We start from the raw sequence: 25,830 nt of genomic DNA, 5'->3' as shown, positions 1-25,830 counted from the left end.
GTATCGCGGAAGAACTAGATAGGCGTTGCATCAATGAGGACGAAACCTACTGTGGCTGGTGTGTCAGTACGATTGCTCCACGCATGGTTGGTGCCACGCTGAACAAGGACGTCACCAGGTTGCATTACCACCTCACATGTATCCAACACCGCCACGATTTCTCCGGACAAAACAAATGCGTAGTCAACCGAACGCGTCTTATGCATTGCTTCATGTGGTGCGTCACGTGTGGCAAGCGCGCCGGCTCCCGAGTCGCCCATCCCAGAGAAGCCTGCGTGTGCATCCCACTTGCCGACGTAGTCGCGATCCGGCGGAAACTCCACCACTCTGAAAACCGTACCGCTCGTTGGTGGTTCGAGGACGATCGGGCCATCGCAAGCGTCCGCACAGCCGGCGTTGCTCGCCGGAGAACTTTTCGTCTTCCAAATATCGGTCACTCCGAATGTCGGAACCCCGGGCAGATGCATCGTATGCGGCGAAGGCTTGTCCTCCACAATGATCGATTTCCCGTCGTTGTCATGCCCGGTAATGATCCGCCTCACTTGGCCAAATTGGTTTTTCATAAGTTATCCGACCTTGTTTCTGTTGAGGTGTGCCCATTCATGAGGTATGTGTCGGTATACTAACGTTTATTCAATGCGGGTATGCCGAGCATCTGTCGCGCCTCGTCCGGCGTCGCCACTTCGAGGCCCAAATCACGGATGCAACGCACTAGACGCTCAACTAACTGTGCATTGCTGGTGGCAAGCACCCCTTTGCTATAGTAGATGTTGTCCTCGAAACCAACCCGAGCGTTGCCCCCCATGAGCACCGACGTTAAGGCTGCAGGAAGCTGGTTGGGGCCAATCCCCAATGTTGAGAACCGACTGTTTGCGGGCAGCATCGCGACATAACTCGCGATGCGTTGAGGACTGTAGGCGACAGCGCCTTGGTTAACGCGGTTCATGCCCATAACGAAGCTAAATGAAAAGGGCGGTTTCAGAATACCTTCGTTAATCAGCATGATCGCATCATCGAGTTGGGAATCGTTGAAGATCTCTAGCTCCGGCTTGATATTTCGCTCGTCCATCATCCTTGCGGCCTTACGCAGAAAGTTGCGCGTCCACTCGATAATGATGTCTTTACCGTGCACGGAAACAACGGAAATTCCCATATCCAAAGACGCCATTTCAGGCAATGCGTCCAGCACAGCCAGTCCATCGTCCGCGCTGTTCGGGGTCGGCCCCAGCGCTGGTGCGATGCTGTTCTGGATGATGATGTTGCACTTATTGCGGACCCGCTGATTGATGTCCTTGAAGACCTCGGTATCGTTGGTTTGGACACCTCTGATATCGCGTGCATGCATATGTGCAAGCGATGCCCCCGCGTTATAGGCCTCATATACTGACTGCGCTACTTCATCAGGTTGGATTGGCAATGCCGGATTGGCCTCCTTTCCCTGAAAATTACTGGTTGGAGCAACCGTCACTATTACTTTGCGTTCCATATTGACCTCTTTGGTAAACATTCTTCGTTTTTAGACTTCAGTCTTCCGGCCCATCAGTACGTTGACCAACGCGGTCATCAGTACTTCCTCACGATGATTCCGTAGTTCAAAACTAAGCTTTAGCTTCCCGGTGGTCGGCCGAGCAGATGGTTCTGCGCCCGAGACCGTAACCACGGCGCGGACCAAGTCGTCCGGTCGCAATGGCCGATGCCATCTCAAATAGTCCAATCCGGGAGAACCCATGTTTGCCGAGCGGTTGAATACAGAGCGCGCCACCAGCCCCATGCAGATCGCCCATATATGACCTCCACTGGCAATCAGCCCGCCATAGATAGTCCCGGCGCAGAAAGCCTCGTCCAGATGAAACGGCTGGGGGTCGTACTGGTTAGCAAACTCAATAATCTCTTCCCTTGTGACTTTGCGTTGACCGCACTCGAAGGATCTCCCTGGCTGGAAGTCTTCCCAAAACAAGTCAATGTTTTCTGGCCGCACAGCGCCCGTCTCCATCAAAGCCTCACGTGTACCAATTTGGTAGGCATCCGACATGTAAAGACCAAGTTTTTTGAGGTGAAAATTCCGCACTCCCGCGGGTCGACAGTTTCGTTTGGACTGCAAGCTTGTGCACGCATAATAAGAACAGGGACATCGACTCTCAATACAAATATCGAGATGGTCGTTACCCATTATTTGCATATCTGGAGGTGGTTCCGGAAAACTGTACAGTCGGCTAGGCGGAGTCGCGGGATTCTGAGATAGGCATAACGCCTAAGGGGGAAAACAAAAACGCGAAAAGAACCCCGTGCACGCACTCAGCGAAGTTCAAAGCGAACATGGGCACTGCAGCAATACGTGGCGAACGCACTGGCAGAATTGTCGCAGAAGTTTGATTCAAGTCCCTGTCGGACAGACCCTGGGCGAAGCGTACTTCGTCATGCTGCCAACGACTACAACGGCAGCGTGACCGCCCGGTACGCTACTCAGAAAAAAACAAAAAGCTGTCCGAACGAACAGGCCATCTCCCATGAGCTCCGCCCGCACAAGTGCTTGTACCAATAGCCAATTGCTGTCAAACGACGATATGGTGTTGTGTCGCCAGTCAATGGAATAGCACGTCGATGGAATTGCGCCTGCTTGAATATTTTCTCCGTGTGGCCGAATTTGGCAGCATCAGTCGTGCAGCGACGGATCTAGCCCTTTCTCAATCCGCGCTTTCCCGACATATGGGTGTCTTGGAGCACGAATTGAACGTTCAGCTGTTTCTGAGAGATTCGTCGGGTGTAAAACTCTCGGATGCTGGCGCGGAGCTTGCGGAACAAGCTCGAGCCCTTTTGCTGCAGGCGGAAATTCTCAGAGAAGAGGTGGGTGCCAAGATGCTCGGGTCCGTGAACTTCGCAATGCCCCTCTCCATGCAGAGAAGCGTCACTGCTCCGCTGGTCGCGGAAATTTTGATGGAGCATCCGGATATTAAGGTTCGCGCTTACGAGGGCATTAACAATGTCCTACGAGAGACGATGCGGAACGGCTTACCGGATCTATGCGTCGTCGCGTTCTCCCCTACAGCGTCTCCCATGTACGAGGAGGCCCCGCTACTGCGCGAGCAGCTATATTTAGTTGGCGACGCTAAGTCGGGCCTTGAACTTGACCACTTCGTGACGGCATCCGAGATCGCCGACTTAAGGATGGTCATGCCAGGACGGCCCAACATCATCCGCCAGATGGTCGAGAACCAGTTGCGGCGCATTGACCGCAAATACTGCAACGCAGCGGAAGCGGAGACGCTGTCCCTATGTCTGGATTTAGTGGTGCGAGGATTAGGTTATACCGTGATGCCGTTTTGCGCCTTGTTCGAGCACCCATTGCGTAGTCAATTTCGCGCAGCTCCCATACGAGGCATGGTTCTGACGTGGGTTATTGCTGTAAATCGGAATCGAATGAATTCCGGTACCGTCGCTATCGCATGGCGGCGCATGCTACGCCTGATTACCATGCGAATTGACTGCGGAATGTGGCAAGGCGCTGAACTGATTTGGCGCGCCCCTGATAAAAATGAGAGCGACGTGAGCGCGCCTCCTTATAAGTTATATCGTTGAGAAAGCCCCCTTACACTTTTAAAGTCAAACTCCGAGATACCGATGCACGACGTGTTCATCGTCGCGCAAGGCATCGGAGTTGCCGGACCATACCACCCGCCCCTTTTCCATGACATAGTGGCGATCGGCCAACTTTAGTAGCGCGGCCACGTTTTTATCTACGATAATCTGCGCCAAGCCTTGTCCCTTCAGTGTGCTCAGCACTTCCCAGATCTCATCTCTGATCCGAGGCGCAAGTCCCTCAGTTGCCTCATCAAGCACAAGCAGCAAAGGATTAGTCATCAACGCACGGCCAATGGCCAGCATCTGTTGCTCACCACCCGATAGTTGCCATCCTTGGTTGCCTCGCCTCTTCTTCAGCCCCGGGAAAAGATCGAAGACCCGATCCAACGTCCAACCCGAGTGATTGTCCCCTGTCCTTACCGGCATACGCGCGGTAGCAATCAGATTCTCCTCGACGGACAGATTCGGAAAGACTTGTCGTCCCTCGGGGACTAGTCCAAGTCCGAGTCGTGCAATCCGGTGTGATGGCAATCCGTGAATAGTTCCGCCACAAAAGGTAATGGAACCGGCCTGGACCGGAAGTAAGCCGAACAGACATTTAACGGTAGTGGACCTTCCCATGCCGTTTCGTCCAAGCAGAGTGACCGCTTCCCCAGCGTTCACGTGGAAGGAAGTTCCAAACAGTATTTGCGCACGGCCATATGAAGCGCTCAGACTTGCTACTGCCAGTAATGCGCTCATTGGCCCCTCCCAACAACAGGCAGTTCCTCATTTCCGAGATAGATATCTTTGATTTGTGGATTCTCCCGGATTTCAGCTGGTGTGCCCGTACATATAACTTTGCCGTTTGCAAGCACAGTAATTCGGTCAGCCAGTGCAAACACCGCGTCCATGTCATGTTCGATCAGCAAAATAGAATATCGACCCTTCAGTCGTCGCAAGAGCGACACGACAGCGAGCGATTCGTGCGGGCTCATACCCGCCATCGGTTCGTCTAAGAGGAGAAGTTTTGGTCGCGCTGCCAACGCCATAGCCAGCTCTAACTCCCGTCGTTCTCCGTAGCCCAACGCCGCTACCGGGACATCAGCGAGACGAGCGAGACCCGCTGCCTCTAACGCTTCATCGGCCGCAAGCACCGCTTGTTTACGATCTAGCATCGATCTCCAGAAACGGAAGGAGTGCTCGGTTGTACCCATTGCGCATAGAACAGCATTCTCCTTGACGGTAAACGCCTCGAAAACCGAGGTGATTTGATAGGAGCGTAACAGGCCGCGACGTGCACGCTTATAAATAGGTAGTGAAGTGACGTCTTCGCCGCAAAAAATGATTCTCCCCTCGCTTGGCGCAAGTTCGCCGGACAGTTGGCTAACAAGTGTGGTTTTACCCGCGCCGTTCGGCCCGATGATTGCGTGAATTTCGCCCGCGTCAATTCCCAACGAGACGTCGTTCGTGACGAGAATGCCGCCATAGCGTTTGACCAACGACTCCGTACGAAGGATAGTTGTTTTCATAACTCTTTCTCATGTACGTGAACAGAGGGCTTAGGATCACCACTCGCTCTGTTATGTCGCCTTCGCCATTGGTCGAACGCTCCTACCAGACCTAATATTCCGGAATCTCCCAGCAGCACGACAATCACAACTACCGGGCCGAGAACCACCATGGCATGCTGAGTAAAGAGCGTTAACCCCTCCTCCAATCCAAGAAAGGTCAATGCTCCCAGCAGCGGACCAAACACGGTCCCCAAACCTCCGAGGACCACCATTACCATCAGGTCTCCGGACGTTACCCATGACATGGTGCTTGGCGATGCGAACGCATTCAGATTTGAGAGAAGAAAACCGGCTATCCCGCAGAGAACGGCTGAAAGAACGTACGCGACAAGTTGATATTGCCAGGCCGGTAGACCGACTGCGTTGATCCTGCGAACGTTTTCATTGGCACCCCGCAATACCATGCCGAACGGAGACGCTCGCACCCGCTTCAACCACCAGAGCTCGGCGCACAAAACCAGGAAGGCGACGGCATACAACGTGTCTGGCTGTCCGAGATCAAGACTGAAAAACTTGCTCGTCAGTAGAATGGGTGTTCCGTCGTCACCCCCGTACTGCTTCAGGCTAATAAGAACGAAATAGCCCATTTGGGCAAAAGCTAGCGTGATCATGATGAAGGCTATTCCTGAGGTGCGCAGGCTAATAAGCCCGGTGACAAAGCCTATTGATCCACACGCGACAATACATATAGTTAGATGAACCCACCCACTTTCAACTCCATGAAAAGCCGGAAGCGCCACGCTGAACGCGCCTATGCCGAAAAATAAAGCATGTCCGAGACTGACCAGTCCTCCATAGCCTATTGCGAGGTTGAGTGCACTCGCAGCAATCGCATAAATGATGATGCGAGCGAAAAACGTTACATAGAATGGCTGGTCTGCAGAGCGCGCCAAAAACGGAACGAAGAGCAAGATCAAGAGCAGCGCCACTGGCAGAATGAACTGCAGGTTGAATCGATAACGTTTCTGTACCATCAACCTCTCCCTTCAGGAAACAGGCCTCGCGGTCGAACGGCCAGCACTGCCGCCATCAGCACGTAGACAAGCATCGACGCCACCGCCGGCCCAGCTGCATCCGCTATGTCGCGGCTCATTATTTCCCGAAAACCCATTGGCAAAAATGCTCGCCCCAGCGTATCCGCAACGCCCACCATAAGGGCTCCATACAGCGCTCCCTTCACTGAGCCGATTCCGCCGATAACAATGACGACTAATGCCGTTATCAGCACGGGTTCGCCCATCCCCGACTCGATGGACAGAATCGGGCCGGCCATGACGCCTGCGACGCCCGCCAAAGCCGCGCCCAGGACGAACAAGGCTGCGTTGAGCAACTTCAGGTTAACACCCAGTGCTCCGGCCATCTTCGGATTACTCGCCCCCGCGCGGATGAGCATACCCAGCCGTGTCCGATGCATCAGCAAATGGAGAGCAAAAGCAACGCACACACCGACAGCCAGGATCACGAAACGATACGCTGGATAGCTCACGCCGAGCACCTCGACAGAGCCTCCGAGATGAGATGGGGTTGGCAAAGAATAAGGTTGAGGACCCCAGACAACGGTAACGATCTCGTTAAAGAAAAGCACCATGCCGAACGTCGCCAGTACCTGGTCCAGATGGCTTCGGCTGTACAAGTGAGACACCACAAACTTTTCGATAACGAAACCCACGACCATAGTGCCAGCGACCGCAGCCAACATTGCGACCGTAAAGGACTTCGTCACGCTATACGCCGTGACCGAAAAATAAGCACCCAACATGTAAATTGAGCCGTGAGCCAGGTTCACGAAATTCATAATTCCGAACACTAGACTGAGACCGGCCGCGAGGATAAATAACAAGACGCCAAGTTGCAGCCCATTTAGTAGCTGCATAAAAACAAGGCCAAGCTCCATTTTCCGTCTCCATTTTTTATTGAATGTGCGACGTTGATGACCTCACCAACGACAGTTAGCAAGCTCTAACTTCAACTGCGAGGCAGCCTGTCCCACTCCACTATCTCAACAGAACCTCTGGGCAAAGCGAATCGTATTCCTCGATTAACCATGCTGCGAAACACGCTCGGTGCTTTCTGCGTTTGGGTGACATTTACTCCACGTCTGACTGACGACTTGGATGAGCCGAATCAAATGCACCCTGTTCTTCGCACTGCCGTTCGATTGCGCGCAGCGTCGGATACTGGTCCACGTCCAAGCCAAATCGGCGAACATTGAAAAGTTGTGGCACCAGGCAGCAGTCAGCCATCGTCGGGGTGTCTCCGAAACAGAATGTTCCACGTGTCTCTGCGCCGCCCAGGTCTCGCTCAAGCGCCGTCAACCCGGTTTGCAACCAGTGGACGATCCACGCCTGCTTCTGCGCGTCGGACATTCCCAACTCTCTCGTGAGAAACTTCAGCACGCGCAGATTGTTGAGCGGATGCATTTCACACGCGATGTAGAGGGACATCTCGCGCACGCGCGCACGCCCCGCAACAGACGACGGCAATAACGGCGGTATTGGATACCGTTCTTCGAGGTATTCGAGGATCGCAAGGGATTGCGCGATGCGCAGGCCGTCGTCGTCCAGGACCGGAACAAGCTGCTGCGGGCTGAGTGTCGAAAAGTGGACGCCGAATTGCTCGCCGCCGTTCCTGTTGAGATGAATCGGTCGATACTCGTAGGGGAGTCCCTTCAGGTTGCAGGCTATCCTGACACGGTACGACGACGAACTGCGGAAGTAGTTATAGAGCTTCATCTGTGTCGATGGATTAAATGAGTTGACGGACGCGCGCCGCAACTTGAGACCTCCGCGGAGCACTCGCCAGTTCCCGGCTATACCTGAACGAACACATCCCCGTCCTCGATTCTCACCTCGTACGTACCGATGTTTTCGGTCAACGGTTCGCACAGTGCCTTGCCGGTTCTCACGTCGAACGTGCCCTGATGCAGCGGACATTCGATCTCATAGCCGTCAAGGAAGCCATCGCATAACCTCGCGTGGCCGTGGGTGCAGATGTTGTCGGTCACGTAGACGCGCCCGCCAACGGTGTAAAGCGCCAACTCCCTGCCCCTTGCGCCCACCGCGACGACATCGTCACTTGGAAGCGACGCAACGTTAATGATTTTGATCCACTGTCGTGTCATCGAAAAACCTCAAATCGGATAGATGATGGAGTTGTCGATCATCTCGCTGTCGAACACGCATAGGCGCGATTCGAACTTAAGGCCGCCCGCGGTGCACTGAATCGTATCGATATAGCGGCCGACGTTGAACGGGGTAGTCATGCTATCCGGCTTCGTGCGAAACACCGCATAGTTCGCCTCGGCACTAATGCGCGCGCCGTCGACCTTGCAGATGCGCGGAATGCCGACAACATGTCGCTGGTAGTACGGGTCGTGAAAAATCGTTTCGGATGCGCCGTAGATGCGATCTTTCAGCATCCCGCGGCTCTCGAACGACAGCGTCGCGAGCGGATAACCACGCTCGTAGTTCTCGCGAGGCTGAAGCCTGTACGTGCATTCGTCGGTGAAGAAATTGGGCCACCTGTCCCACTCGTTGTTATCGAGCGCCGCCGCATAGTCGGCATAGAGCGCGAGCAATTGGATGTACGTCTCAAAGTCCACCATGTCAGATCTCCATCACGCGGCGCCAATAGTCGTACATACCGCGAATCAGCGTTTCAGTAACCATATGATCGGCGTTGCCGATGTCGCGTCCACCTAGCTCAGCGACTGTCCGGTGAAACGGCTTTTGCTCAAACCCTTTTTGAGAGAACTCAATGACCTCCCCGTCATCCGCCGACACAAACCCTGCGGGACCAAAGAGATTCGCTTGGCGTAACCTGCGCCGTGTCATTTCCTCGCTGTCGCTTTCGAAGCCAAAGTGCGTCCAAACGAAAGCGAACGAACCATGCCCAAGCGGCTGGATATGTCGCGTCGAAACCGAATTGACCTGCTGCTGGATGACGACGCTAGGGAACAGCGTCAACATGACGGCCGTCGGTGTGCCCCACCAGTCTTCGGTGACCACGTCGAGGAAGCGGTCGTCGTGAAGGTTCATCTGCTCCTTGAAGCTAGAAACGCCGCTTGTGACTTCGCCCTTTCCGCCCTGTCCGCGCGTTGAAATCATTGCGGCGTGTCTGAAGTGGGCGTCCATCTTGAGCTCAGACTTATTGTCGGCGCGCCACAGTCCGAATGTCACGAACCACGTATGCAGGAGACCAGGGTGATAGGGATCCTTGATGTTTTCCTGCATCAACTTCCAGTTACCCGCAATTCGCTGGCGGCTGTATCCAAGGATAGTCAACTTTCGACCATCAAAAACGCGGTCGAAATATTCGAGAATCGTTGGGCCCAGATACGCTTCCAGCGGCGGCAAGTCATGATCGAACGAAGCGAAAATCACGCCGTTGCGGCGGGCTACGTTGAGCCTGGTCAGCCCGTGGTCTTTCGGGTCGAAGTCTGCTGGCATACCGCCATTGACCTTCCCATCCAGCTTAACCCCACGCCGGAACGGCACACCCACCAGGTCACCCTTCAAATCGTAGTTCCACTGGTGATACGGGCAGGTGAAATCTTTGCGATTGCCGAATTTCTCGCGACAGAACTGTACACCGCGATGGGCGCAAACATTTTCAACGACGTAGATGTCGCCGTCTAAAGCGCGGCTGAGGATGATAGATCGTTCACCTATAGCGGTCCGCTTAAAGTCGCCCACCTCCGGGATCTCCGCCTCGAGACCGACGTAGCACCAGTGCGCAGAATAGAAAAAGCGTTCTAGCTCGCGCTGATAGACGTGGCCGTCGGTGTAGGCCCAAAAGGGGATCCGGCTCGATCCCTCGTCCGTCCATGTCGACTGCTTCATGAATACAACAGGAGCCTCATTCATCCTTCGTCTCCTCAACAATTTCGATTGCTGCGACCCGGGTCGCAGAACATCAGCTTCCGACGCGAACGACAATCTCGCCGAGGCGATCGATTCCGCCGCGCATGACGTCGCCGCGTTGCACGGCGTTCACGCCCTCGGGCGTACCGGTCATGATGAGGTCGCCAGGTTCGAGCGCGTCATATTCAGACAGGTATGCGATGCATTCGGCAACTGACCAGACCAAGTTTGAGATGTCGGACGCCTGGCGAGGCTGCTCGTTGACAGTCAACGTGATCTTGGCCGTGTCGAATACGCCCAGTTCGCCAATCATGCGCAGAGGGCCGATCGGCGCAGACTTCGAAAAAGACTTCCCGAATTCCCAGGGGCGCCCCTTATCGCGTGCTTCGAGTTGCAAGTCCCGGCGAGTCATGTCCAACCCCACCGCGTAGCCGTAAACATGGTTTAATGCCTCGTTCACTGGAATGTTTGATCCACCTTTGCCGATGGCGATCACCAGTTCGATTTCATGCTGAAAGTTAGACGTCTTCGGCGGGTACGGAATCGTGATCTCCGTGCCGCCGGCCGGCACGACCGCATTGACTGGCTTCATGAAGAAGAACGGCGGTTCGTTCGGCTCCTTGCCCATTTCACGCGCATGCGCGGCATAGTTGCGACCAACGCAGAACACGCGGTTGACGGGAAACACTTCCACGTGATCTGCTACCTGCAGCGTGCACGCGGGGGCAAAAGGGACTACAAATTCCATGATCTTCTCCAGATAAACTACGAAAGCTTCTCCTCGCGCCAAAGACCTAGCACCTGCTGTACCGGCCGGTCGGAGAAACTGAAAAGGATGGTGTCCGCCGCTACGCGAAACTGATGAAGGCACCACGAGGGGACGACGAATACGTCGCTTTCGGCGAATTCGAACTTCAACCCATCGATATCCACCGAGCCCCCTCCCTCGAGACAAGTGAAAACCGTACTGTCGGTGGAGCGATACAACCTGGTCTCGGTACCGGCCTTGAGGCGCCGCAGGAACGCTCCGATGGTCGGAATGGGCGAAGCACCCGTTGCCGGGTTCACGTAGCGGAACGCGTGGCCATGGTAAGGATCGGCTGGCGTCGCATCAAGCCCGCGCAACGCCAGCTTCGCCTGCGCGAACGGATATACGAACACTCTGGTCGGCTCGTAAGCAGACTGATAGAAGTCGAGTGGCACCATGTTGTGCCCATAGCGGAATAGCGCATCGCCTTGAGCGCGTTGTTCGAGCTGCGACTGAATTTGGTTTTTCTCCGCAAAGCCGGCATCGAGAAACTGCACCAGGGGAATATCAAGTCCGTCGAGCCAGACGACCGGTTCATCGCCAAGGTTGCCGTGGTCATGCCAAGTCATCGATGGTGTGATGATGAAATCGCCCCTGTGCATGGCGGTGCGCTCGCCGTCCACGGCGGTATAGGCGCCCTCGCCTTCCAGCACCAGGCGCAGTGCGCTTTGCGCGTGACGATGAGCAGGCGCAATCTCGTCAGGGAGAATGACCTGAAAGCCGGCGTAAAGACTCTGTGTGATCCGCGATTGCCCGCGCGCACCAGGATTCTCAAGAATGAGCACGCGACGCTCGGCTTCCTTTGCGCTGATTAGTGCCCCCGATTCGACCAGCGTATCGCGCAACGCCGCGTATTTCCAGATCGCCGGGACGATGTTCGGCTGGGGCGAGGCGGGCACGAGTGCATGCAGCACCTCCCACAATGGTGTGAGATTGCTCGCGCCGATCCGTTCGTAGTACTGTCTTCTCTCGTCCATGTTGGAATGCACAACGACTGGGTTCATGGCTCCTCCTTTAGTCAGACGCCACTAGGGTAGAAAGCGTCGGCATAGATATGATCGGGGTCGATACCCTTTTGTCTGAGCAGGATCGATGCAGCTTCAACCATGGTCGGCGCACCCGCCACGTAAGCACGCCAGCCACGCATCTCTTCCCAGTCGGCATTCACCGCCTGGGTCACCACTCCGCCGCGATATCTGTGGGTGCTGTTCGCCGACGCGACAACTACATGTACTTTCAGCGAGGGATGCTGCTCCCGAAGCTCATGCAGCCACTCCACGCCATACACGTCGGCCGGGGAGCGCACCCCGAAGTAGACGTGAACGGGATTGGACATGTCTGCGACAAGCATGCCTCTGAGGATCGAGAGAATCGGTGCGAGGCCTGTACCGCCCGCAATGCAGACGATCGGGCCAACGAACGTGCGGCGCAGATAGGCGGTTCCCAATGGCCCGCTGACGCGAACCGCATCACCTACTTTCAGTTCGGACGCCACGTATGAAGTCACCCGCCCGTCGGGCACCAGACGAATATGAAACTCGACTTCGTCCCGGTGCTGCGGGACTGCCATCGAGTAAGGGCGGATGTGTTGTGGCGTGAACTGGAGCGTCACGTATTGTCCGGGGGAAAACTCAAGCGGCTTCGACAAAGACAATCGGACACGCTTGATGTCATGAGTCAGGTCGTCGATACCGAGTACGATGCTCTTGATGATCTTTGCCGGATGAACGACGACCTCATCGAGTTCTGGAATTTCGATCGCACAGCTTTCAAAGAGCGTTGTCTGACAGGCAAGCACGGACTGCCCCGCGCCCATCGGCGAGCCTGACATGTCAACGCCCGCGACCAGTGCTTGTCCAGCGACGATTTTGCAGCGGCACGTGCCGCATCGTCCAGCCATGCAACTGTACGAAATTGGAATCTGGTTGCGGCGCAACGCATCCAGCAAATTTTCCCCGGAGCAAACCTCGAGTGTTCGGTCGAGCGGGAGGATGGTAACTTCCACAGGTGCAATGTCTCCGAAACCGGTTAAGCAGTTCCTGTATCCTGAGGCAACTGATGGCATTAATAAATAGAAGGTCAGTGATACGATTTATCACTGTGAGTGATAAAACTGGAGGAGTTGATGGAACTGCAGGATATCGATCTGAACCTGCTGGTGGTCTTCAATGAACTACTCCAGCAGCGGCGTGTTTCGGCTGTTGCGGAAACGCTCGGAACGTCTCAGCCAGCGATCAGCAATGCACTGAATCGGCTGCGTAAGCGACTGGGAGATGAACTGTTCCTGCGGACATCGAAAGGCATGGTGCCGACTCCGTTTGCCGAGGATCTCGCGGAGCCAATCGGCCTCGCGCTAGGCGCAATTCATAGCACGCTCAACTCAAAGACAAGTTTTGATCCTGCGTCGAGCACGCGTAGTTTTACGGTAGCAATGACGGATATTGGCGAAATCTACTTTCTTCCGGTATTGATGAAGAAGTTGTCTCACGTGGCCCCTGGCGTGACCATTAGTACTGTGAAAAACAACACCGCCAATCTGCGAGAGGAGATGGAGGGCGGCCGAGTCGACCTCGCCATTGGCTTCCTGCCGGGGCTAAATACAGGCTTCTTTCAACGTCGACTATTTCGCCAACAATACGTGTGCATTTTCAGGAAAGGCCACCCACTCGCAACCAAGGGGTTGACCCTCAAATCATTCAGTGCTGCAGAGCATGTCTCGATAGTCGCAGACGAAACCGGCCACGGGATCGTCGATGAGGTTATTCAAAGAGCCGGCATCGCGCGGAAGCTCCGCTTGCAGATACCTCACTTCGTTGCGGTCGGCCACATCCTTCAGACGACCGATCTCATCGCCGTGGTGCCAGAAGCGTACGCCAACCGAACACTCAAGCCATTTGGACTTGAAACGGCGCAAAGTCCGGTAAAGATTCCAGAAATTGTGATTAATGTCCTCTGGCACGCGAAGAATCATCGCGAGCCGGGCAACCAATGGCTTCGGCAGTTGTTCTTCCAGGAGTTCTCCATGTGATCTGACGGTTGATTGCGTCTGAATTCGGTGAAAATCAACACAGAGATTTTTCACACTACCGAAAAGGCTTTTGAGGGTGACCGGTTCGGCGGACGGTTATGCAGTCGAATTTTGAATGGGTGAACTTCCTCCAGTCGACGTGATGCTGCGAGTTGTCCACGGCCAGCCTGCGGGTCGGTCCCTGAAGGGGTGTAGCCGGTCCAACGAGAACGCATTGGACGTTGTCGATGGACCTCAAAGCCGTTATCCGGCACCGACGCTCAATCAGTGCGTCAGAAAGTCAAGGACCATGCGGTTGAACTTGCCGGCGTGCTCCCACTGTGCCCAATGGCCGCACCGGTTGAAGATGTGAAACTCAGCGTTCGGCATACCCCACAACAGCCGCAGACCAACATCCATTGGGACGAAGCGGTCATCGCGCCCCCAGATGATGAGGGTCGGAGCCTTCACTTCGGAAAGGCGATGACCAACGTCCGGGAACTGCTTGGGATTTGCCGCCAGACTCTTCGTGAAATTTTCAAGGTGCTCCTTCTGCGCGAGCATGTTGTCCAGTCGCGCTTGGAACAGGTCTTCAGTCAGATTGCTCGTGTCGTACACGAACACGTTCATCATCTTCTTCAGGTTTTCAATCGTCGGTTCACGATAGAGCCCTTGCAGCAATTTGATACCTTCCGTTGGCATCGGCACAAACTGGCTAGGACCACCTGTTCCGCCACCCATCAGAATGAGCTTGCCCACGCGCGAAGGATTCGCCATCGCGAAAGCCACTGCGCTATGACCACCCATTGAGTTACCGATGATATGCACTGGTCCCGGCACGTCGATTGCGCCGAGCAGTCCCTTCAAAGCACGGGCATTCAACTCTGAACGCGAGCCCGTGCAAACAATCGGGCCGCTCTTGCTCCAGCCCGGGCAATCCATCAGGATGACCCGATATCCCTTCTCGACGAGCGGCTCCAGATTGCGATTGAAGTTCGCCCAGCCACTCGCACCAGGACCGGAGCCATGCAGCATCACGACAGTCTCGCGCCCTTGACCCATGTCGTTGTAGTGAATCTGGAGGTCCAGGTCTCCTTCGTTGATGCGCACAAGCTTGCTGGTTCCTGCTTCGGTCAACCGGGTATCTGTGCTCATGACGTTTCCTAACTCCTACAAAACGGTTGAATTGCGTCGTGGTCTCTTGAGTATTCGCTGGATTCGGTGGGTGCTGTCACGCTTTCCCCAGCAGACCCGACAGTGCGGACTCGAGAAGTTCCTTCGCCATCGCGCCGTCAAAGACGTTTTCGCTTTGTCGCCACGCGACATATCCTCATGACGTTTCCTAACTCCTACAAAACCGTTGAATTGCGTCGTGGTCTCTTGAGTATTCGCTGGATTCGGTGGGTGCTGTCACGCTTTCCCCAGCAGACCCGACAGTGCGGACTCGAGAAGTTCCTTCGCCATCGCGCCGTCAAAGACGTTTTCGCTTTGTCGCCACGCGACATATCCATCTGGACGAATGAGAAGAGCCCCCCCCTCTGAAATCTCGCGCAGACGCTGCCAGTCGCAGTACGGGTCTTGCGAGCCATTTGCTCCGGTTACGACAGTTCGCAGAAACGGCAGGCCGAGGTCTTCAGCAGCTTTGACCCACGCACCACCGGACAGGCCCGTCACGAGCGAGAACTTTCCCTTCCCGGTGACGTCGAGGGTAGAGATGCGATTGCCATGCTTGTCGATGAGCCACGCGTGCGGAATCTTCGCACCTGGCCGGCTGGTTGCCTGCAGATAGAGTTCCTGGTCACGCTTCCATTCCTCTCCGGCCGCCTGCAGGTCGGGAATGACCGCTGACGAGTTGTATCGCTGGTTCATTTCAACCCCTTGCGCGTTGAATTCACGGTTTTTGAGCTCCAGCGCTTCCTGGGCCGCCTGCCGTGCCCGGGCACCTTCGGGACCCGGGTCCTTGAACCGTGCAATTCCGGCCGCGACCGGATTCTCTGCACCTTCGACGCTGAAGACCGCTTGGATGGGGGCGTAGTCGAGACGCGACTGGTTGGCACGCAAGACAATCTGTTTTCCGACAGGCGCGCGCTCTGGCGAGTAGGTCTCCAGCAACTGCTCGCTGGCGTAACCCTTCAACACGTATGCGAGCTTCCACGCGAGATTAAAGCCGTCCTGCACACATGTGTTCAAACCGAGCCCACTCGACGGTGGGTGACGGTGCGTGGCATCCCCACCGCAGAAGACGCGTCCCTTCGAATACGTGGTCGCGTAAGCCTGATTCACATGCCAGACTGATTTGCGAACGAGTTCAACCTCGAGGTCCGGCTCCCCAACCAGAATCCGAATTTTGCCGAGTACCGTTTCCTCGCTGAGGTCCGGTTCACCTTTCGATATATCGAATCCCCACCCGGCAATCCACTGGGTCCACGGTTTGACCGCGCGAAGCAGTCCGAGACCAATTTCGCCGAATGTAGCGTCCGGACTGACAATCCAGTGAAGGACGCTGGGGCGATGCTTCACGTAACGCGTCAGGTCCGCATTGAAGATGACGTAGGCAGTACCCGCCCGCGCCATCTGACCTTCGATTTGCAGGCCAAGCTCTTCAACAACCTTCGAGCGCGCACCGTCGGCACCGACCAGGTATTTGGCCCGCATTGAATACTCACGCCCCGTTATGCGGTCCTGGAGTCGCACGGTGACGCCGGTTTCGTCCTGCTCGTGCGAAAGATATTCGGTGTTGGTCGAAAACGTCGCTCCGCGCTGCGCCGCGTTCTTGAAAAGAATCGGCTCCATTTCCGGTTGAATGATGTCGACGACATCGCAGGGGCTGCCCTGAACATAGTCGCCCTTGCGGGCGTCACCCGTTCCCCACGAACGAAGACGAATCAGCTCTTCGCCAGCGAGACTTGTCGCGAACAGACTGTCGCCCATTTGGTCCCACGCCGTAGCATGCCGAAGCACTTCCTCCTCAATCTGAAGGTCCCGATATACCTCCATCGTTCGCTGGTTGGTGATGTGCGCTCGTGGTGTATCGGCCAGCCAGTTGAACCGCGAGACGATATGCGCGCGAATCCCGTATGTCGCTAGTGCCAATGCAGTGGTTGCACCCATCGGGCCGGAACCGACGATGACCACGTCGGTGTCGAATTCGGTGTTGGTTCCCATAATTGCCTCCTAGCCTTTTAATAATCAAACAAACAGCATCCATGGGTACGGGCCGCGGACCGCGCGCCCGCGATTCGGGCACCGGAACACGGAGACCAATCTCAGGCGCCGCATTGGTTTTCAGTGCAATTAGATTCCGGCTGACGTAGTCGGATGTCGCCGACTAGTCGTTCACGCAAGCGGTTTCAACCGGGTCTTTTCTGGCTACCCGCACGACGCGCTCCGGGAACGCGAAGGCGATACAGATGGCACCTACCGCAGACAGTGCGGCAATCGCCAGCACGCCATTCGTCAGGCTGCCAGTCAAGGTCTTGATGTAGCCAAGAAGCGGCGGGCTTGCAAAGGCGCCGATATTGCCCAGCGTGCTAATGAATGCAATACCGACAGGCGCAGCCTTCTTGCCAAGGTATGACGGTGGAATGGCCCAGATAAGGGGGCCGCTCGCGCCCGTCGCGAAGCTCGCGACCGCAAACGACAGGAGCATCAACGGCAATGAACGGGTCGTCGTGCTGGCAATCAGGCCAAGTGCGATCAGGCAAAAGCAGAGCGTGAGATGCCAGCGTCGTTCCTTCAGCCAGTCGGAGCTCCAGCTCAGTACGATGGCCCCAATGAAGCCCATACCCAGCGGAATGGCACTCAGCAATCCCACGTTCACAAGCGACGCAACGCCGCTTTCCTTCACAATTGTAGGTAGCCAGAAGAAAAGCAGATAGTTGCTGCAGATTGCGGTAAAGAACAGGAAGGCGACGAGGTAATTCACCGGGTTTCCCGCCACCTGGCGAAAGACGCCGAAGGAGTGGTCAGGTAAAACTACGGCTTCCGAAGCAAGGTCCGCCTTGACCGCTGCCTTCTCTTCGACTGTCAGCCATTCAGCGTCATCCGGCCGGTCGCACAACGTGAGGAAGCACACGACGCCAAGCACGCATGCTGGCACTCCTTGTACGATAAATACCCACTTCCATCCGGCCATGCCAAGAGCGCCGTTCAGCGATGTCAGAATCCACCCGCTCAATGGTGCGGCGATAGCACCTGCAGCGGCATTCGCAACGAAGATGACAGCTGTCACCCGAGCGCGCATGCTGGCCGGAAACCAGAATGTCAGGTAGAGAACGATGCCCGGCAGGAAGCCCGCCTCGAATGCGCCGAGAAGCAGGCGCAGCGTGATGAGGTGTCCTACGGTCAGAACAAACGCGGTGGCAACAGTAGCCAGACCCCACAGAACCATGATGCGCACAAAGGTTCGCCGGGCGCCCCATTTGGCGAGCAAGATGTTGCTTGGCATCTCACACAGCGAATAAGTGACAAAGAACGCACCCGCTGCGATGCCATACCACGTGGGATTGATGCCTAACGCATCGCTCATCTGCAGCTTGGTGAAACCAAGGTTGATGCGGTCGATAAACGCAATCCCGTAACACACGAAAAGCAACGGAATGATACGCCACCAGATTTTCCGGTACGCCCGCTTTTTTAGCAGGCTGGAATCAGAATTCGAAGCGAGATACTCGTGCATGTCTTCCTCCATACTTGGATAGATTGGTTTTTGTTATTCGTCACCGGACCATCGAGGGTCTGGTGCGTTATTACTTCAGGCTGTTTCTCTCTGCCGTTGAACCAGGTCGAGCGCGACGTCGACAATCATGTCTTCCTGCCCTCCGACCATTTTTCGCTTACCCAATTCGATGAGGATGGTTCGCGTATCGAGTCCGTACTGCTTTGCCGCCGTCTCCGCGTGTCGCAGGAAACTCGAATAGACGCCGGCGTAACCGAGACTCAGCGTTTCGCGATCCACGCGCACCGGCCGGTCCTGCAGCGGACGAACGAGTTCTTCTGCAGCGTCCATCAAGGCGAACAGGTCCGTGCCGTGCTCCCAGCCGTAGACGTCAGCCGTGGCGATAAAAACTTCGAGGGGCGCGTTGCCGGCACCCGCACCCATGCCGGCCAGGCTTGCGTCGACGCGAATGGCACCGTTCTGAACAGCGACAATCGAGTTCGCCACGCCAAGCGAGAGGTTGTGATGTGCGTGGATGCCACGTTGCGTTTCGGGCTTGAGCACTTCGTCGTAGGCGTGAAAACGTGCAGCGATGTCATCCATCGTCATGGCGCCACCCGAGTCGGTCACGTAGACGCAGTGAGCGCCGTACGACTCCATCAGCTTCGCCTGCTGGGCGAGCTTTGTCGGTTCGAGCATGTGCGACATCATCAGAAAGCCTGAGACGTCCATGCCAAGTTCCCGGGCGTATTCGATGTGCTGCTTCGATACATCTGCTTCGGTGCAATGCGTTGCAACCCGAACGGAGCGCACACCTGATTCGTATGCGCGCTTCAGGTCGTGGGTCGTGCCGATGCCAGGAATGAGCAGCGTAGTCAGCTTGGCGTGCGTGATGACCTCGGCGGTCGCCTCAATCCATGCCCAGTCGGTGCAAGCACCAAACCCATAGTTAAAGCTCGAACCTGAAAGACCATCACCGTGGGCCACTTCGATGGCGTCAACCTTCGCTGCATCAAGCGCGCGGGCGATTGCACGAACATGGTCGAGGCTGTACTGATGGCGAACGGCATGCATGCCGTCGCGTAGCGTTACGTCCTGGATGTACAGCTTGGATTTGACTTCGTTGCTCATACGGCCTCCGTGGCTGTGCTTGCTTGTTTCTGGCGACGGACAATGCTTTCTGCTGTTGCCAATGCCGCCGACGTCATGATGTCGAGATTGCCGGCATATGCAGGCAGGTAGTGGGCAGCGCCTTCGACTTCAAGGAACACAGTGACCTTCATACCGGTGAAAGAGCGGTCCAGTTCCGCGATGAAGAGCGGATTTCCGTCGGTGTAGTGCTGGAACTGGACCTTTTGCTTCATCCGGTAACCAGGGACGTACGACTGGACTTTGGCGACGGTCGCCTCAATCGACGCGGTGACCGCTTCTTCGTCTGTGCTTTCGCAGAGGCAATAGACTGTGTCGCGCATGATGAGCGGCGGCTCCGCCGGGTTTAGGACGATGATTGCCTTGCCACGCTTCGCGCCACCGACCTTTTCAATTGCCCGGGACGTTGTTTCGGTAAACTCATCAATGTTTGCGCGAGTGCCCGGGCCTGCAGACTTTGACGAAATCGACGCTACGATTTCTGCGTAAGGAACATTCGAGACCTGGCTCACGGCGGCAATAATGGGAATCGTTGCCTGGCCGCCGCACGTCACCATGTTGACGTTCGGGGCATCGAGGTTTTGCTCGCCATTCACGCACGGCACTGTGAAAGGGCCAATCGCTGCGGGCGTGAGATCAATGACGCGCTTGCCGAACGACTGCAGTACGGCGTCATGCTTCTTGTGAGCGCCGGCCGAGGTCGCATCGAAGACAATTTTGATTTCATCGAAATTAGGCATCCGGGTGAGACCGTCGATGCCTTCAGCCGTGACGGGCACACCCATGCGTGCAGCGCGCTTCAGGCCATCGGACTCGGCGTCAATACCGACAAATGCACCCATTTCAAGAACGTCAGACAGGCGAAGTACTTTAATCATCAGGTCAGTGCCGATGTTGCCGGAACCGATGATGGCTACCTTGGTTTTGGACATTTAAAACCTCTTAAACGAATTTCGCCGTGACTTCACCGAGTCCGGACAGTTGAGCGACAAACGTGTCACCGGCGGCTACTGGAACCATGGGACCCAGTGCTCCGGTCAGCACGACATCACCGGCTTTGAGAGGACGACCGCGGCGGGCGATTTCACCCGCGAGCCACACGGCCGCATTGAGGGGGTGGCCGAGGCAAGCTGCACCACTGCCAGTCGATACAACATCGGGACCGGTCGTCACGCCATCACGGTCGCGGCGCATCGTCATCTGCAGGCCTCGTAAATCCAGGTCCTGGATACGACGGACGGGGCCACCAAGCACGAAGAGCCCGGACGAGGCGTTGTCGGCCACGGTGTCGAAAAAGCGGATATCCCAGTTGGCAATTCGGCTGCTGACGATTTCGAGTGCGGGCACGACATAAGCAGTTGCGCGAATTAGGTCGGCGACGGTTGGTGCCTCGATGTCGAGGTCCTCTGCCAGGATGAGCGCCGCCTCTGCTTCAATCTTAGGCTGATGAAGGCGGCTGAACGGGATGGGTTCACCTTCGCCGGCTGCCATATCGGCGAACAGCATTCCGAAGTCCGGTTGGTCCACACCTAGCTGCGCCTGCACGACCTTCGACGTCAGTCCGATTTTTCGTCCGACTAGGCGACGGCCTTGGGCCTCGAAGAACTTGGTGTTTGCGTCTTGAATTGCATACGCGGTGTCAACATCGTTGGACGACGCGCGGGAACGCAAGGGGGCGATGGTCTGCCCGGTCACGTAACAGTTGCGCAGTTCGGCAGCCAGCGCTTCAATACTCGCCGAGTTGGCGGCCTGGCGCTCGATGGTTGCATCAGACATAAAAACCTCTATTGATTGCTCGCGTCGACGAGGAGTTAGCAGACAGGGTCGACTTCGAGCGGGTGATAACAGCCGCGCCAATGAACCAGGGGCGATTTGTCTGCCACTCGGGTGCGCATGACGCGTCCGACGAAGATGGTGTGGTCACCGGCTTCGATTTCACGCTCGAGGCTGCATTCAATCCAGCCAAGACAACCCGCGATCAAAGGCAGCCCCTCGAGTCCGGTCCGCGATTCGACCTGAGCGAACCGGTCAATCGGCTTACAGAAAATGCGCGAGACGTCTTCCTGATCGGACGCGATGATGTTGACCGCGAAGTGCTTTGCCCGGCTGAAAATGGGATACGAGTACGAGGCCGTCGTCAGACTCCACTGGATAAGCGGCGGGTCCAGCGAGAGTGACGAGAACGAGCTGACCGTCGCGCCATACGGCTTGCCCCGTGCATCCAGCACCGATATCACGGTGATGCCAGTTGCGAAATGCCCCAGCGCGTGGCGAAATAGGTTGCCTGTCGCGTTGGTGTCCGACGTCGAAGCGTCAGCGGCTCGGGTGGTGTCTGACATGATTCAATCCTCGTTCTCAGGCGTTACTCTCTTGGCAGCGGTTCCATTAGTGCCCAGACCGCTACGTCGTCACTTGTCCAGCAGGAAGTCGATATGCAGACGATTGAACAGCGGTGCGTCTTCGAACTGCGGCCAGTGACCGCATTCGTTCATCACGACGTATTTGCAGTTCGGAATCATTTCTGAGATTTCCTTGCCTTCCGCGGGCGTTGCCGTTGGGTCGTGCGACGTCCAGACCACGAGTGATGGCGCCTTGATGGACCGGTATTGCTCCTCGGTAATCATGTTCGGGCGACGGAGTTCCATCTCTTGAAGGCACATGATTCGCTTCATCGTGTCAGCGAAGCCGGGCTGCGCGTAGATGGCGCGACGGGTCTCGATGAGGTCGTCGCTGACCATGCTTTTGTCGCACATCAGGAACTCGAGACGGGTTTTAATGCGTTCCCAACTCGGGTCTTCGGCTGCTTGATTCGACAGGGTCTTCAGGCGGGTCATCACTTCAGGGTGCGCAGTCCAACCACCGGCGGTGTTGAGCACCATGTGGTCGACGATTTCCGGGTGATGCACTGCCAGGTAAGTTGCGACCCAGCCGCCCAGCGACTCGCCGGTGATGTGCGCGCGCTCACGGCCCAACGCCTTCAGGACGGCGATGACGTGGTCCGCATAATCCTTCACCTGATAATCGATGGCGGGCTTGTCAGTCCAGCCGTGACCAAGCATGTCGATAGCCACAACCCAGAAGTGCTCGCCGTGCGGCCCGAAATTCCGCGAATACGCTTCGGCATGGCCGCCGACGCCATGCAGACAGAGCAGAAGTGGCTTGTCCGGGCTGCCGGACATCATGTAGCGCGTCCTGATTCCATCTGCATCCAGGAAACCCTGGCTGAAAGAGACGCCGCGCATGTCAGCCCATACGCTTGAAAAATTGGGGGGTCGGGTATCGCTCATGAGTTCACTTCCGTGGTCAGTTCGTTGTTTGTCTGTTCCGCGACGGGCGCCGTGCCGTTCGGGTCACCTGCAAGCGCTAGGGCCTTATCGACCAAACGCTGCATATCGGGATTGCGGTTGCTCAGGTAGTTGAGTGCGAGGTTGCGCACCGGGTCCCCTGCGTAGTAGCGTTCGTACTGCACGAGACGCTGACCGAAGGCTTCGCCAGCGAGGTCCCATGCAAGTTTGAAAAGCTTCACGCGCTCGACCGATGGCATGCCACCGGCGCCCTGGTAGTAAAGCGAGAGGTCGTCGGCGAGTTCCGGCGCGCGGAAGTCCGCAGCGCTTGGCATCAACATAAAGCCACCGGCACCAATGGTTTGCAGCACTTCAATGACGCGCGGATAAGCCGTCGGAAGCATCGTGCGAATTGCCTGCAACGGAGCGAGACTTGGTCGAACGGTGCCAACCTCCGTCGGTTCCGATTCGTACTCGGAGCGCACCAGCGCGCTCTTGACCTGCTCGATGTAGCCGAGCAGTTCGCCCAGCATCTGCTGCACGTGGAGGAACTGGTCCGCCTTGATGGACTTCGCAACCGCGATGGCCAGGCCGACGGAGAACTGCATCTTGACGAGCGCGCGGGTATTGGTCTGATGCGCCGTGTGGTTGCGCACGCCAGTGTGCGTGTACAGCTGGTTCGACAGTTCAACCTGGCGATAGCAGAAGACGCGGTCCCAGGGCACGAACACGTTATCGAAGATAAGCAGCGAGTCGTTTTCTTCAAAGCGCGTCGACAGCGGATGGTCGTAGCTTTCATGCGCTTCGACGTAGTACGGGTCGCGGGAAATCTGACGCATGCCCTTGACGTCAGTCGGCACGGCAAAAATGAGCGCGTGGTCTTCGTCGCCTGCCTTGAATTGCGGCAGGTTATACATAATCATTTCGTCGGACACGGGCCCAAGCGTTGCAATCATCCGCGCGCCGCTGACGTAGATGCCTTCATTGGTTTCCTTCACGACGCGAAGGTGCATGCTGGCTTGCTCCGACGACTGCTTCGAGCGGTCGTTTTGGGGCGTGATCAGCGCATGGCTCAGGAACAGGTCGTTGTCGCGGATGTACTCGTAGTACTTCACGATGTTGTCCGCGTACTTCTGGCCGCCCTTGGCGAAATCGTGACGCGCTTCCCGGAACGCCAGTAGGGTGACGTTCATGAAATCCGGCGAACGGCCCATCAGGCCGAAATTTGTTTCAGCCCAGATGCGATAGGCCTCGCGGCGCTTGCGAAGGTCTGCCGTGGACTTTGCCGGCATGAAGGCTAGACCGGCGCGTTCACCGGTTTCCGGCACCACGTAAGTTACTTTGTCCTGCAGTTCTGGGTCGTGCTGCGTATCATAGAGCGCTGCGAGTTGCTCGACGGCCCCCTTGAATGCTGCGTGCGTCGTGACATCCTCGACGCGCTCACCGCGCACCCATACGTCGCGCGGACGGTTCTTCAGTCCTTCGATGAACTGCTTGCCAGTTCTGATACCCATGACTCATCTCCTAAAATCGCACCGGTGCGTCATGCACGCGATGCCTCTGATTCGGCGAACATCATTGCCATCCCGGCAATCCACCCCTGAATTGCCTCGTAGTAAATAAGGTCTGCCTTGTAGTCGCCTTCTACAGAAAGTGCGGCAAATGCCGCGACCCAGGCCAGAATTTCAGGGCCACCGCGTCCGGCTTTCTCACGGACTTCTCTAGTGGTCAAAGCGTCAAAATCCATCAGATTTCCGCTTTGCAGTCGGTCGATGAGGCTCCGGTCCCAGGCCGGGTCGACCGGCAAAATGTTTGGATCACCCTGATACGCCCGCGCACCCGCAGCGAGAACCCGCTGTTCTCGCGCCACGCGTGCCTCCGGCGTCGGCTCGCGTCCATCAATGAGACGCGCCTTCACGTCGTCCGGCGCTGTGACAATACTGGGCGTCGGCGGGTCGTGCGAAAGGCCTCCTGATGCAGAGATAAGGACACGCTTGCCCGTCGCAGCCGCGAACCTGCCCACCGCCTCTCCGAGAAGGCGCGCTCGCTTGAAAGTCGGCAGCGGAGGAGCGGCACAGTTGATGAAGATGGGAATCGACGGATAGGTCTCGAAAGAGCCGAACATGGCTTCCCAGATTTGGACAAATCCGTGGTCGACTTCCATGCGGTACGACACTGCGATGTCGATGCCGTCGTTGAGCAATGCTTCACCGAGTTTCAGCGCCTCCGCCGACGGAACTGGAAGGCGGCCGACGGATGTGTCCCAGTCGCCCACCGAGCTTGCGTTCACCCCAAGGCAGAAGCTCGGCATCACGTCGTAAAAAAAACCGTTGAAATGGTCCGGCGCGAACTGGATAACGAGGTCGGGATTGAAGCTTTGGGCGCGTTCAGCGAGCTCATGGAACCCTCGCTTCACGCCGGCCCGAACTTCGTCTGTCGTAATCCCGTCTTTCATGAGAGGGGTGTGCGATGCACTCAAGACGGCCAACGGCACGGTCTGTCTCCTTTGTATGGCCTTACTCCCGGTTGCCACGCGCATCTAGTGCGCAGTGATAGGAGTAGACCTTTGGTCTGGTCCCATGCATTGCGGCGCATGGACAATCCTGTGCGTCGAACAAAAATTCGACGGCTGGCACCGAGATGCTCCTTCTGGCGGGGCTTTCGAATGAGCGGTGTGTTGAAGTGATAGTAGCGATGCGCTGGTTATCCGGATAATGCGATGCATCTATAGGCATTATCCGATTTTCGTTTATCGGAGTTAACCCTTTAAATCCGCATCGTGAGGTCATTTTTGGGGAGCAGCTTTTTAGCCGCTATCGTCCACCGGAAGGAGAGTTTGGCGATTCGATGCTTGGAGAATGGCAAGGCATTCACAGCCCGTTGTGATGCGTGAGGGCAAACCCCGAGGGAGGTGAGCATCACTCTGCGACA

The 25,830-nt window shown here is 56.5% G+C and carries 26 protein-coding genes; 2 read left to right on the top strand and 24 right to left on the bottom strand.

Annotated elements, in window-relative coordinates; all coding sequences use genetic code 11:
* Window positions 1–14: 14 nt before the first annotated feature.
* From ACSOSP_RS18525 to ACSOSP_RS18515, 3 genes are read right to left on the bottom strand one after another with little or no spacing between them, the layout of a single operon-like run.
* On the bottom strand, window positions 15–563 hold the full coding sequence (locus tag ACSOSP_RS18525) for a cupin domain-containing protein (RefSeq protein WP_455308747.1): 549 nt from the start codon (window positions 561–563) through the stop codon (window positions 15–17).
* 59 nt (window positions 564–622) lie between these two features.
* Window positions 623–1,486, bottom strand: a complete 864-nt coding sequence (locus ACSOSP_RS18520) for a 3-keto-5-aminohexanoate cleavage protein (RefSeq protein WP_455308746.1) — start codon at window positions 1,484–1,486, stop codon at window positions 623–625.
* A gap of 30 nt (window positions 1,487–1,516) precedes the next feature.
* Complete coding sequence (locus tag ACSOSP_RS18515) at window positions 1,517–2,032, bottom strand: MaoC/PaaZ C-terminal domain-containing protein (RefSeq protein WP_455308745.1); 516 nt, start codon at window positions 2,030–2,032, stop codon at window positions 1,517–1,519.
* Window positions 2,033–2,601: 569 nt separating this feature from the next.
* Between ACSOSP_RS18515 and ACSOSP_RS18510 the strand changes: the two genes are divergently transcribed.
* Window positions 2,602–3,576 carry a LysR family transcriptional regulator gene (locus tag ACSOSP_RS18510; RefSeq protein WP_455308744.1) on the top strand — a complete coding sequence of 325 codons (975 nt, stop codon included), beginning with the start codon at window positions 2,602–2,604 and terminating at the stop codon, window positions 3,574–3,576.
* Between the two features lie 24 nt (window positions 3,577–3,600).
* On the opposite strand, the gene ACSOSP_RS18505 is transcribed toward ACSOSP_RS18510, so the two are convergent.
* The 11 genes from ACSOSP_RS18505 to ACSOSP_RS18455 all read right to left on the bottom strand — a co-directional run bounded on the left by ACSOSP_RS18505 (window position 3,601) and on the right by ACSOSP_RS18455 (window position 12,807).
* Window positions 3,601–4,320: an ABC transporter ATP-binding protein gene (locus ACSOSP_RS18505; RefSeq protein ID WP_455308743.1), complete on the bottom strand. Its 720-nt coding sequence runs from the start codon at window positions 4,318–4,320 to the stop codon at window positions 3,601–3,603.
* Window positions 4,317–5,090, bottom strand: a complete 774-nt coding sequence (locus ACSOSP_RS18500) for an ABC transporter ATP-binding protein (RefSeq protein ID WP_455308742.1) — start codon at window positions 5,088–5,090, stop codon at window positions 4,317–4,319. Before ACSOSP_RS18500 ends, ACSOSP_RS18505 begins: the two co-directional genes overlap by 4 nt.
* A complete protein-coding gene (locus ACSOSP_RS18495; protein WP_455308741.1) occupies window positions 5,087–6,106 on the bottom strand; it encodes a branched-chain amino acid ABC transporter permease in 1,020 nt (339 codons plus the stop codon). Before ACSOSP_RS18495 ends, ACSOSP_RS18500 begins: the two co-directional genes overlap by 4 nt.
* A complete protein-coding gene (locus ACSOSP_RS18490; RefSeq protein ID WP_455308740.1) occupies window positions 6,106–7,026 on the bottom strand; it encodes a branched-chain amino acid ABC transporter permease in 921 nt (306 codons plus the stop codon). Before ACSOSP_RS18490 ends, ACSOSP_RS18495 begins: the two co-directional genes overlap by 1 nt.
* Window positions 7,027–7,219: 193 nt before the next feature.
* Window positions 7,220–7,864, bottom strand: a complete 645-nt coding sequence (gene maiA / locus ACSOSP_RS18485; RefSeq protein ID WP_455308739.1) for a maleylacetoacetate isomerase — start codon at window positions 7,862–7,864, stop codon at window positions 7,220–7,222.
* Between the two features lie 77 nt (window positions 7,865–7,941).
* Window positions 7,942–8,253, bottom strand: a complete 312-nt coding sequence (locus ACSOSP_RS18480; RefSeq protein ID WP_455308738.1) for a non-heme iron oxygenase ferredoxin subunit — start codon at window positions 8,251–8,253, stop codon at window positions 7,942–7,944.
* 9 nt (window positions 8,254–8,262) lie between these two features.
* Complete coding sequence (locus ACSOSP_RS18475) at window positions 8,263–8,736, bottom strand: aromatic-ring-hydroxylating dioxygenase subunit beta (protein WP_455308737.1); 474 nt, start codon at window positions 8,734–8,736, stop codon at window positions 8,263–8,265.
* Window position 8,737: 1 nt separating this feature from the next.
* Window positions 8,738–9,997: an aromatic ring-hydroxylating dioxygenase subunit alpha gene (locus tag ACSOSP_RS18470; RefSeq protein ID WP_455308736.1), complete on the bottom strand. Its 1,260-nt coding sequence runs from the start codon at window positions 9,995–9,997 to the stop codon at window positions 8,738–8,740.
* Window positions 9,998–10,046: 49 nt separating this feature from the next.
* Window positions 10,047–10,742 (bottom strand): fumarylacetoacetate hydrolase family protein, encoded by a 696-nt coding sequence (locus ACSOSP_RS18465; RefSeq protein ID WP_455308735.1) that lies wholly within the window; start codon window positions 10,740–10,742, stop codon window positions 10,047–10,049.
* Between the two features lie 17 nt (window positions 10,743–10,759).
* Window positions 10,760–11,806 carry a gentisate 1,2-dioxygenase gene (gene gtdA / locus ACSOSP_RS18460; protein ID WP_455308734.1) on the bottom strand — a complete coding sequence of 349 codons (1,047 nt, stop codon included), beginning with the start codon at window positions 11,804–11,806 and terminating at the stop codon, window positions 10,760–10,762.
* A gap of 14 nt (window positions 11,807–11,820) precedes the next feature.
* Window positions 11,821–12,807 (bottom strand): 2Fe-2S iron-sulfur cluster-binding protein, encoded by a 987-nt coding sequence (locus ACSOSP_RS18455; protein ID WP_455308733.1) that lies wholly within the window; start codon window positions 12,805–12,807, stop codon window positions 11,821–11,823.
* A gap of 120 nt (window positions 12,808–12,927) precedes the next feature.
* Between ACSOSP_RS18455 and ACSOSP_RS18450 the strand changes: the two genes are divergently transcribed.
* A complete protein-coding gene (locus tag ACSOSP_RS18450) occupies window positions 12,928–13,830 on the top strand; it encodes a LysR family transcriptional regulator (protein WP_455308732.1) in 903 nt (300 codons plus the stop codon).
* A 264-nt stretch (window positions 13,831–14,094) separates the two neighbouring features.
* Here ACSOSP_RS18450 and ACSOSP_RS18445 read toward each other — a convergent pair whose 3' ends face one another.
* The 10 genes from ACSOSP_RS18445 to ACSOSP_RS18400 form a co-directional block, all read right to left on the bottom strand.
* Window positions 14,095–14,964: an alpha/beta fold hydrolase gene (locus ACSOSP_RS18445; protein WP_455308731.1), complete on the bottom strand. Its 870-nt coding sequence runs from the start codon at window positions 14,962–14,964 to the stop codon at window positions 14,095–14,097.
* 255 nt (window positions 14,965–15,219) lie between these two features.
* Window positions 15,220–16,974 carry an FAD-dependent oxidoreductase gene (locus tag ACSOSP_RS18440; RefSeq protein ID WP_455308730.1) on the bottom strand — a complete coding sequence of 585 codons (1,755 nt, stop codon included), beginning with the start codon at window positions 16,972–16,974 and terminating at the stop codon, window positions 15,220–15,222.
* Between the two features lie 163 nt (window positions 16,975–17,137).
* The gene (locus ACSOSP_RS18435; protein WP_455308729.1) at window positions 17,138–18,487 is read right to left on the bottom strand and encodes an MFS transporter; all 1,350 of its coding nucleotides are present in this window, start codon (window positions 18,485–18,487) and stop codon (window positions 17,138–17,140) included.
* A 75-nt stretch (window positions 18,488–18,562) separates the two neighbouring features.
* Complete coding sequence (gene dmpG / locus ACSOSP_RS18430; RefSeq protein ID WP_455308728.1) at window positions 18,563–19,597, bottom strand: 4-hydroxy-2-oxovalerate aldolase; 1,035 nt, start codon at window positions 19,595–19,597, stop codon at window positions 18,563–18,565.
* Window positions 19,594–20,547, bottom strand: coding sequence for an acetaldehyde dehydrogenase (acetylating) (locus ACSOSP_RS18425; RefSeq protein ID WP_455308727.1), 954 nt, complete (start codon window positions 20,545–20,547; stop codon window positions 19,594–19,596). The genes dmpG and ACSOSP_RS18425 overlap by 4 nt, the downstream gene beginning before the upstream one ends.
* A gap of 10 nt (window positions 20,548–20,557) precedes the next feature.
* Window positions 20,558–21,391 (bottom strand): 2-keto-4-pentenoate hydratase, encoded by an 834-nt coding sequence (gene mhpD, locus ACSOSP_RS18420; RefSeq protein WP_455308726.1) that lies wholly within the window; start codon window positions 21,389–21,391, stop codon window positions 20,558–20,560.
* A gap of 35 nt (window positions 21,392–21,426) precedes the next feature.
* Complete coding sequence (locus ACSOSP_RS18415; RefSeq protein WP_455308725.1) at window positions 21,427–21,954, bottom strand: flavin reductase family protein; 528 nt, start codon at window positions 21,952–21,954, stop codon at window positions 21,427–21,429.
* 69 nt (window positions 21,955–22,023) lie between these two features.
* The gene (locus tag ACSOSP_RS18410) at window positions 22,024–22,902 is read right to left on the bottom strand and encodes an alpha/beta fold hydrolase (RefSeq protein WP_455308724.1); all 879 of its coding nucleotides are present in this window, start codon (window positions 22,900–22,902) and stop codon (window positions 22,024–22,026) included.
* Window positions 22,899–24,413, bottom strand: a complete 1,515-nt coding sequence (locus ACSOSP_RS18405) for a 4-hydroxyphenylacetate 3-hydroxylase family protein (protein ID WP_455308723.1) — start codon at window positions 24,411–24,413, stop codon at window positions 22,899–22,901. The genes ACSOSP_RS18410 and ACSOSP_RS18405 overlap by 4 nt, the downstream gene beginning before the upstream one ends.
* A gap of 29 nt (window positions 24,414–24,442) precedes the next feature.
* Window positions 24,443–25,393 (bottom strand): 3-carboxyethylcatechol 2,3-dioxygenase, encoded by a 951-nt coding sequence (locus tag ACSOSP_RS18400; protein WP_455308722.1) that lies wholly within the window; start codon window positions 25,391–25,393, stop codon window positions 24,443–24,445.
* Between the last annotated feature and the right edge of the window lie 437 nt (window positions 25,394–25,830).

The organism is Caballeronia sp. KNU42, from assembly GCF_053760385.1.
The sequence above is the reverse complement of the archived record's forward strand: the minus strand, read 5'-3'. Positions and strand labels throughout refer to the sequence as shown.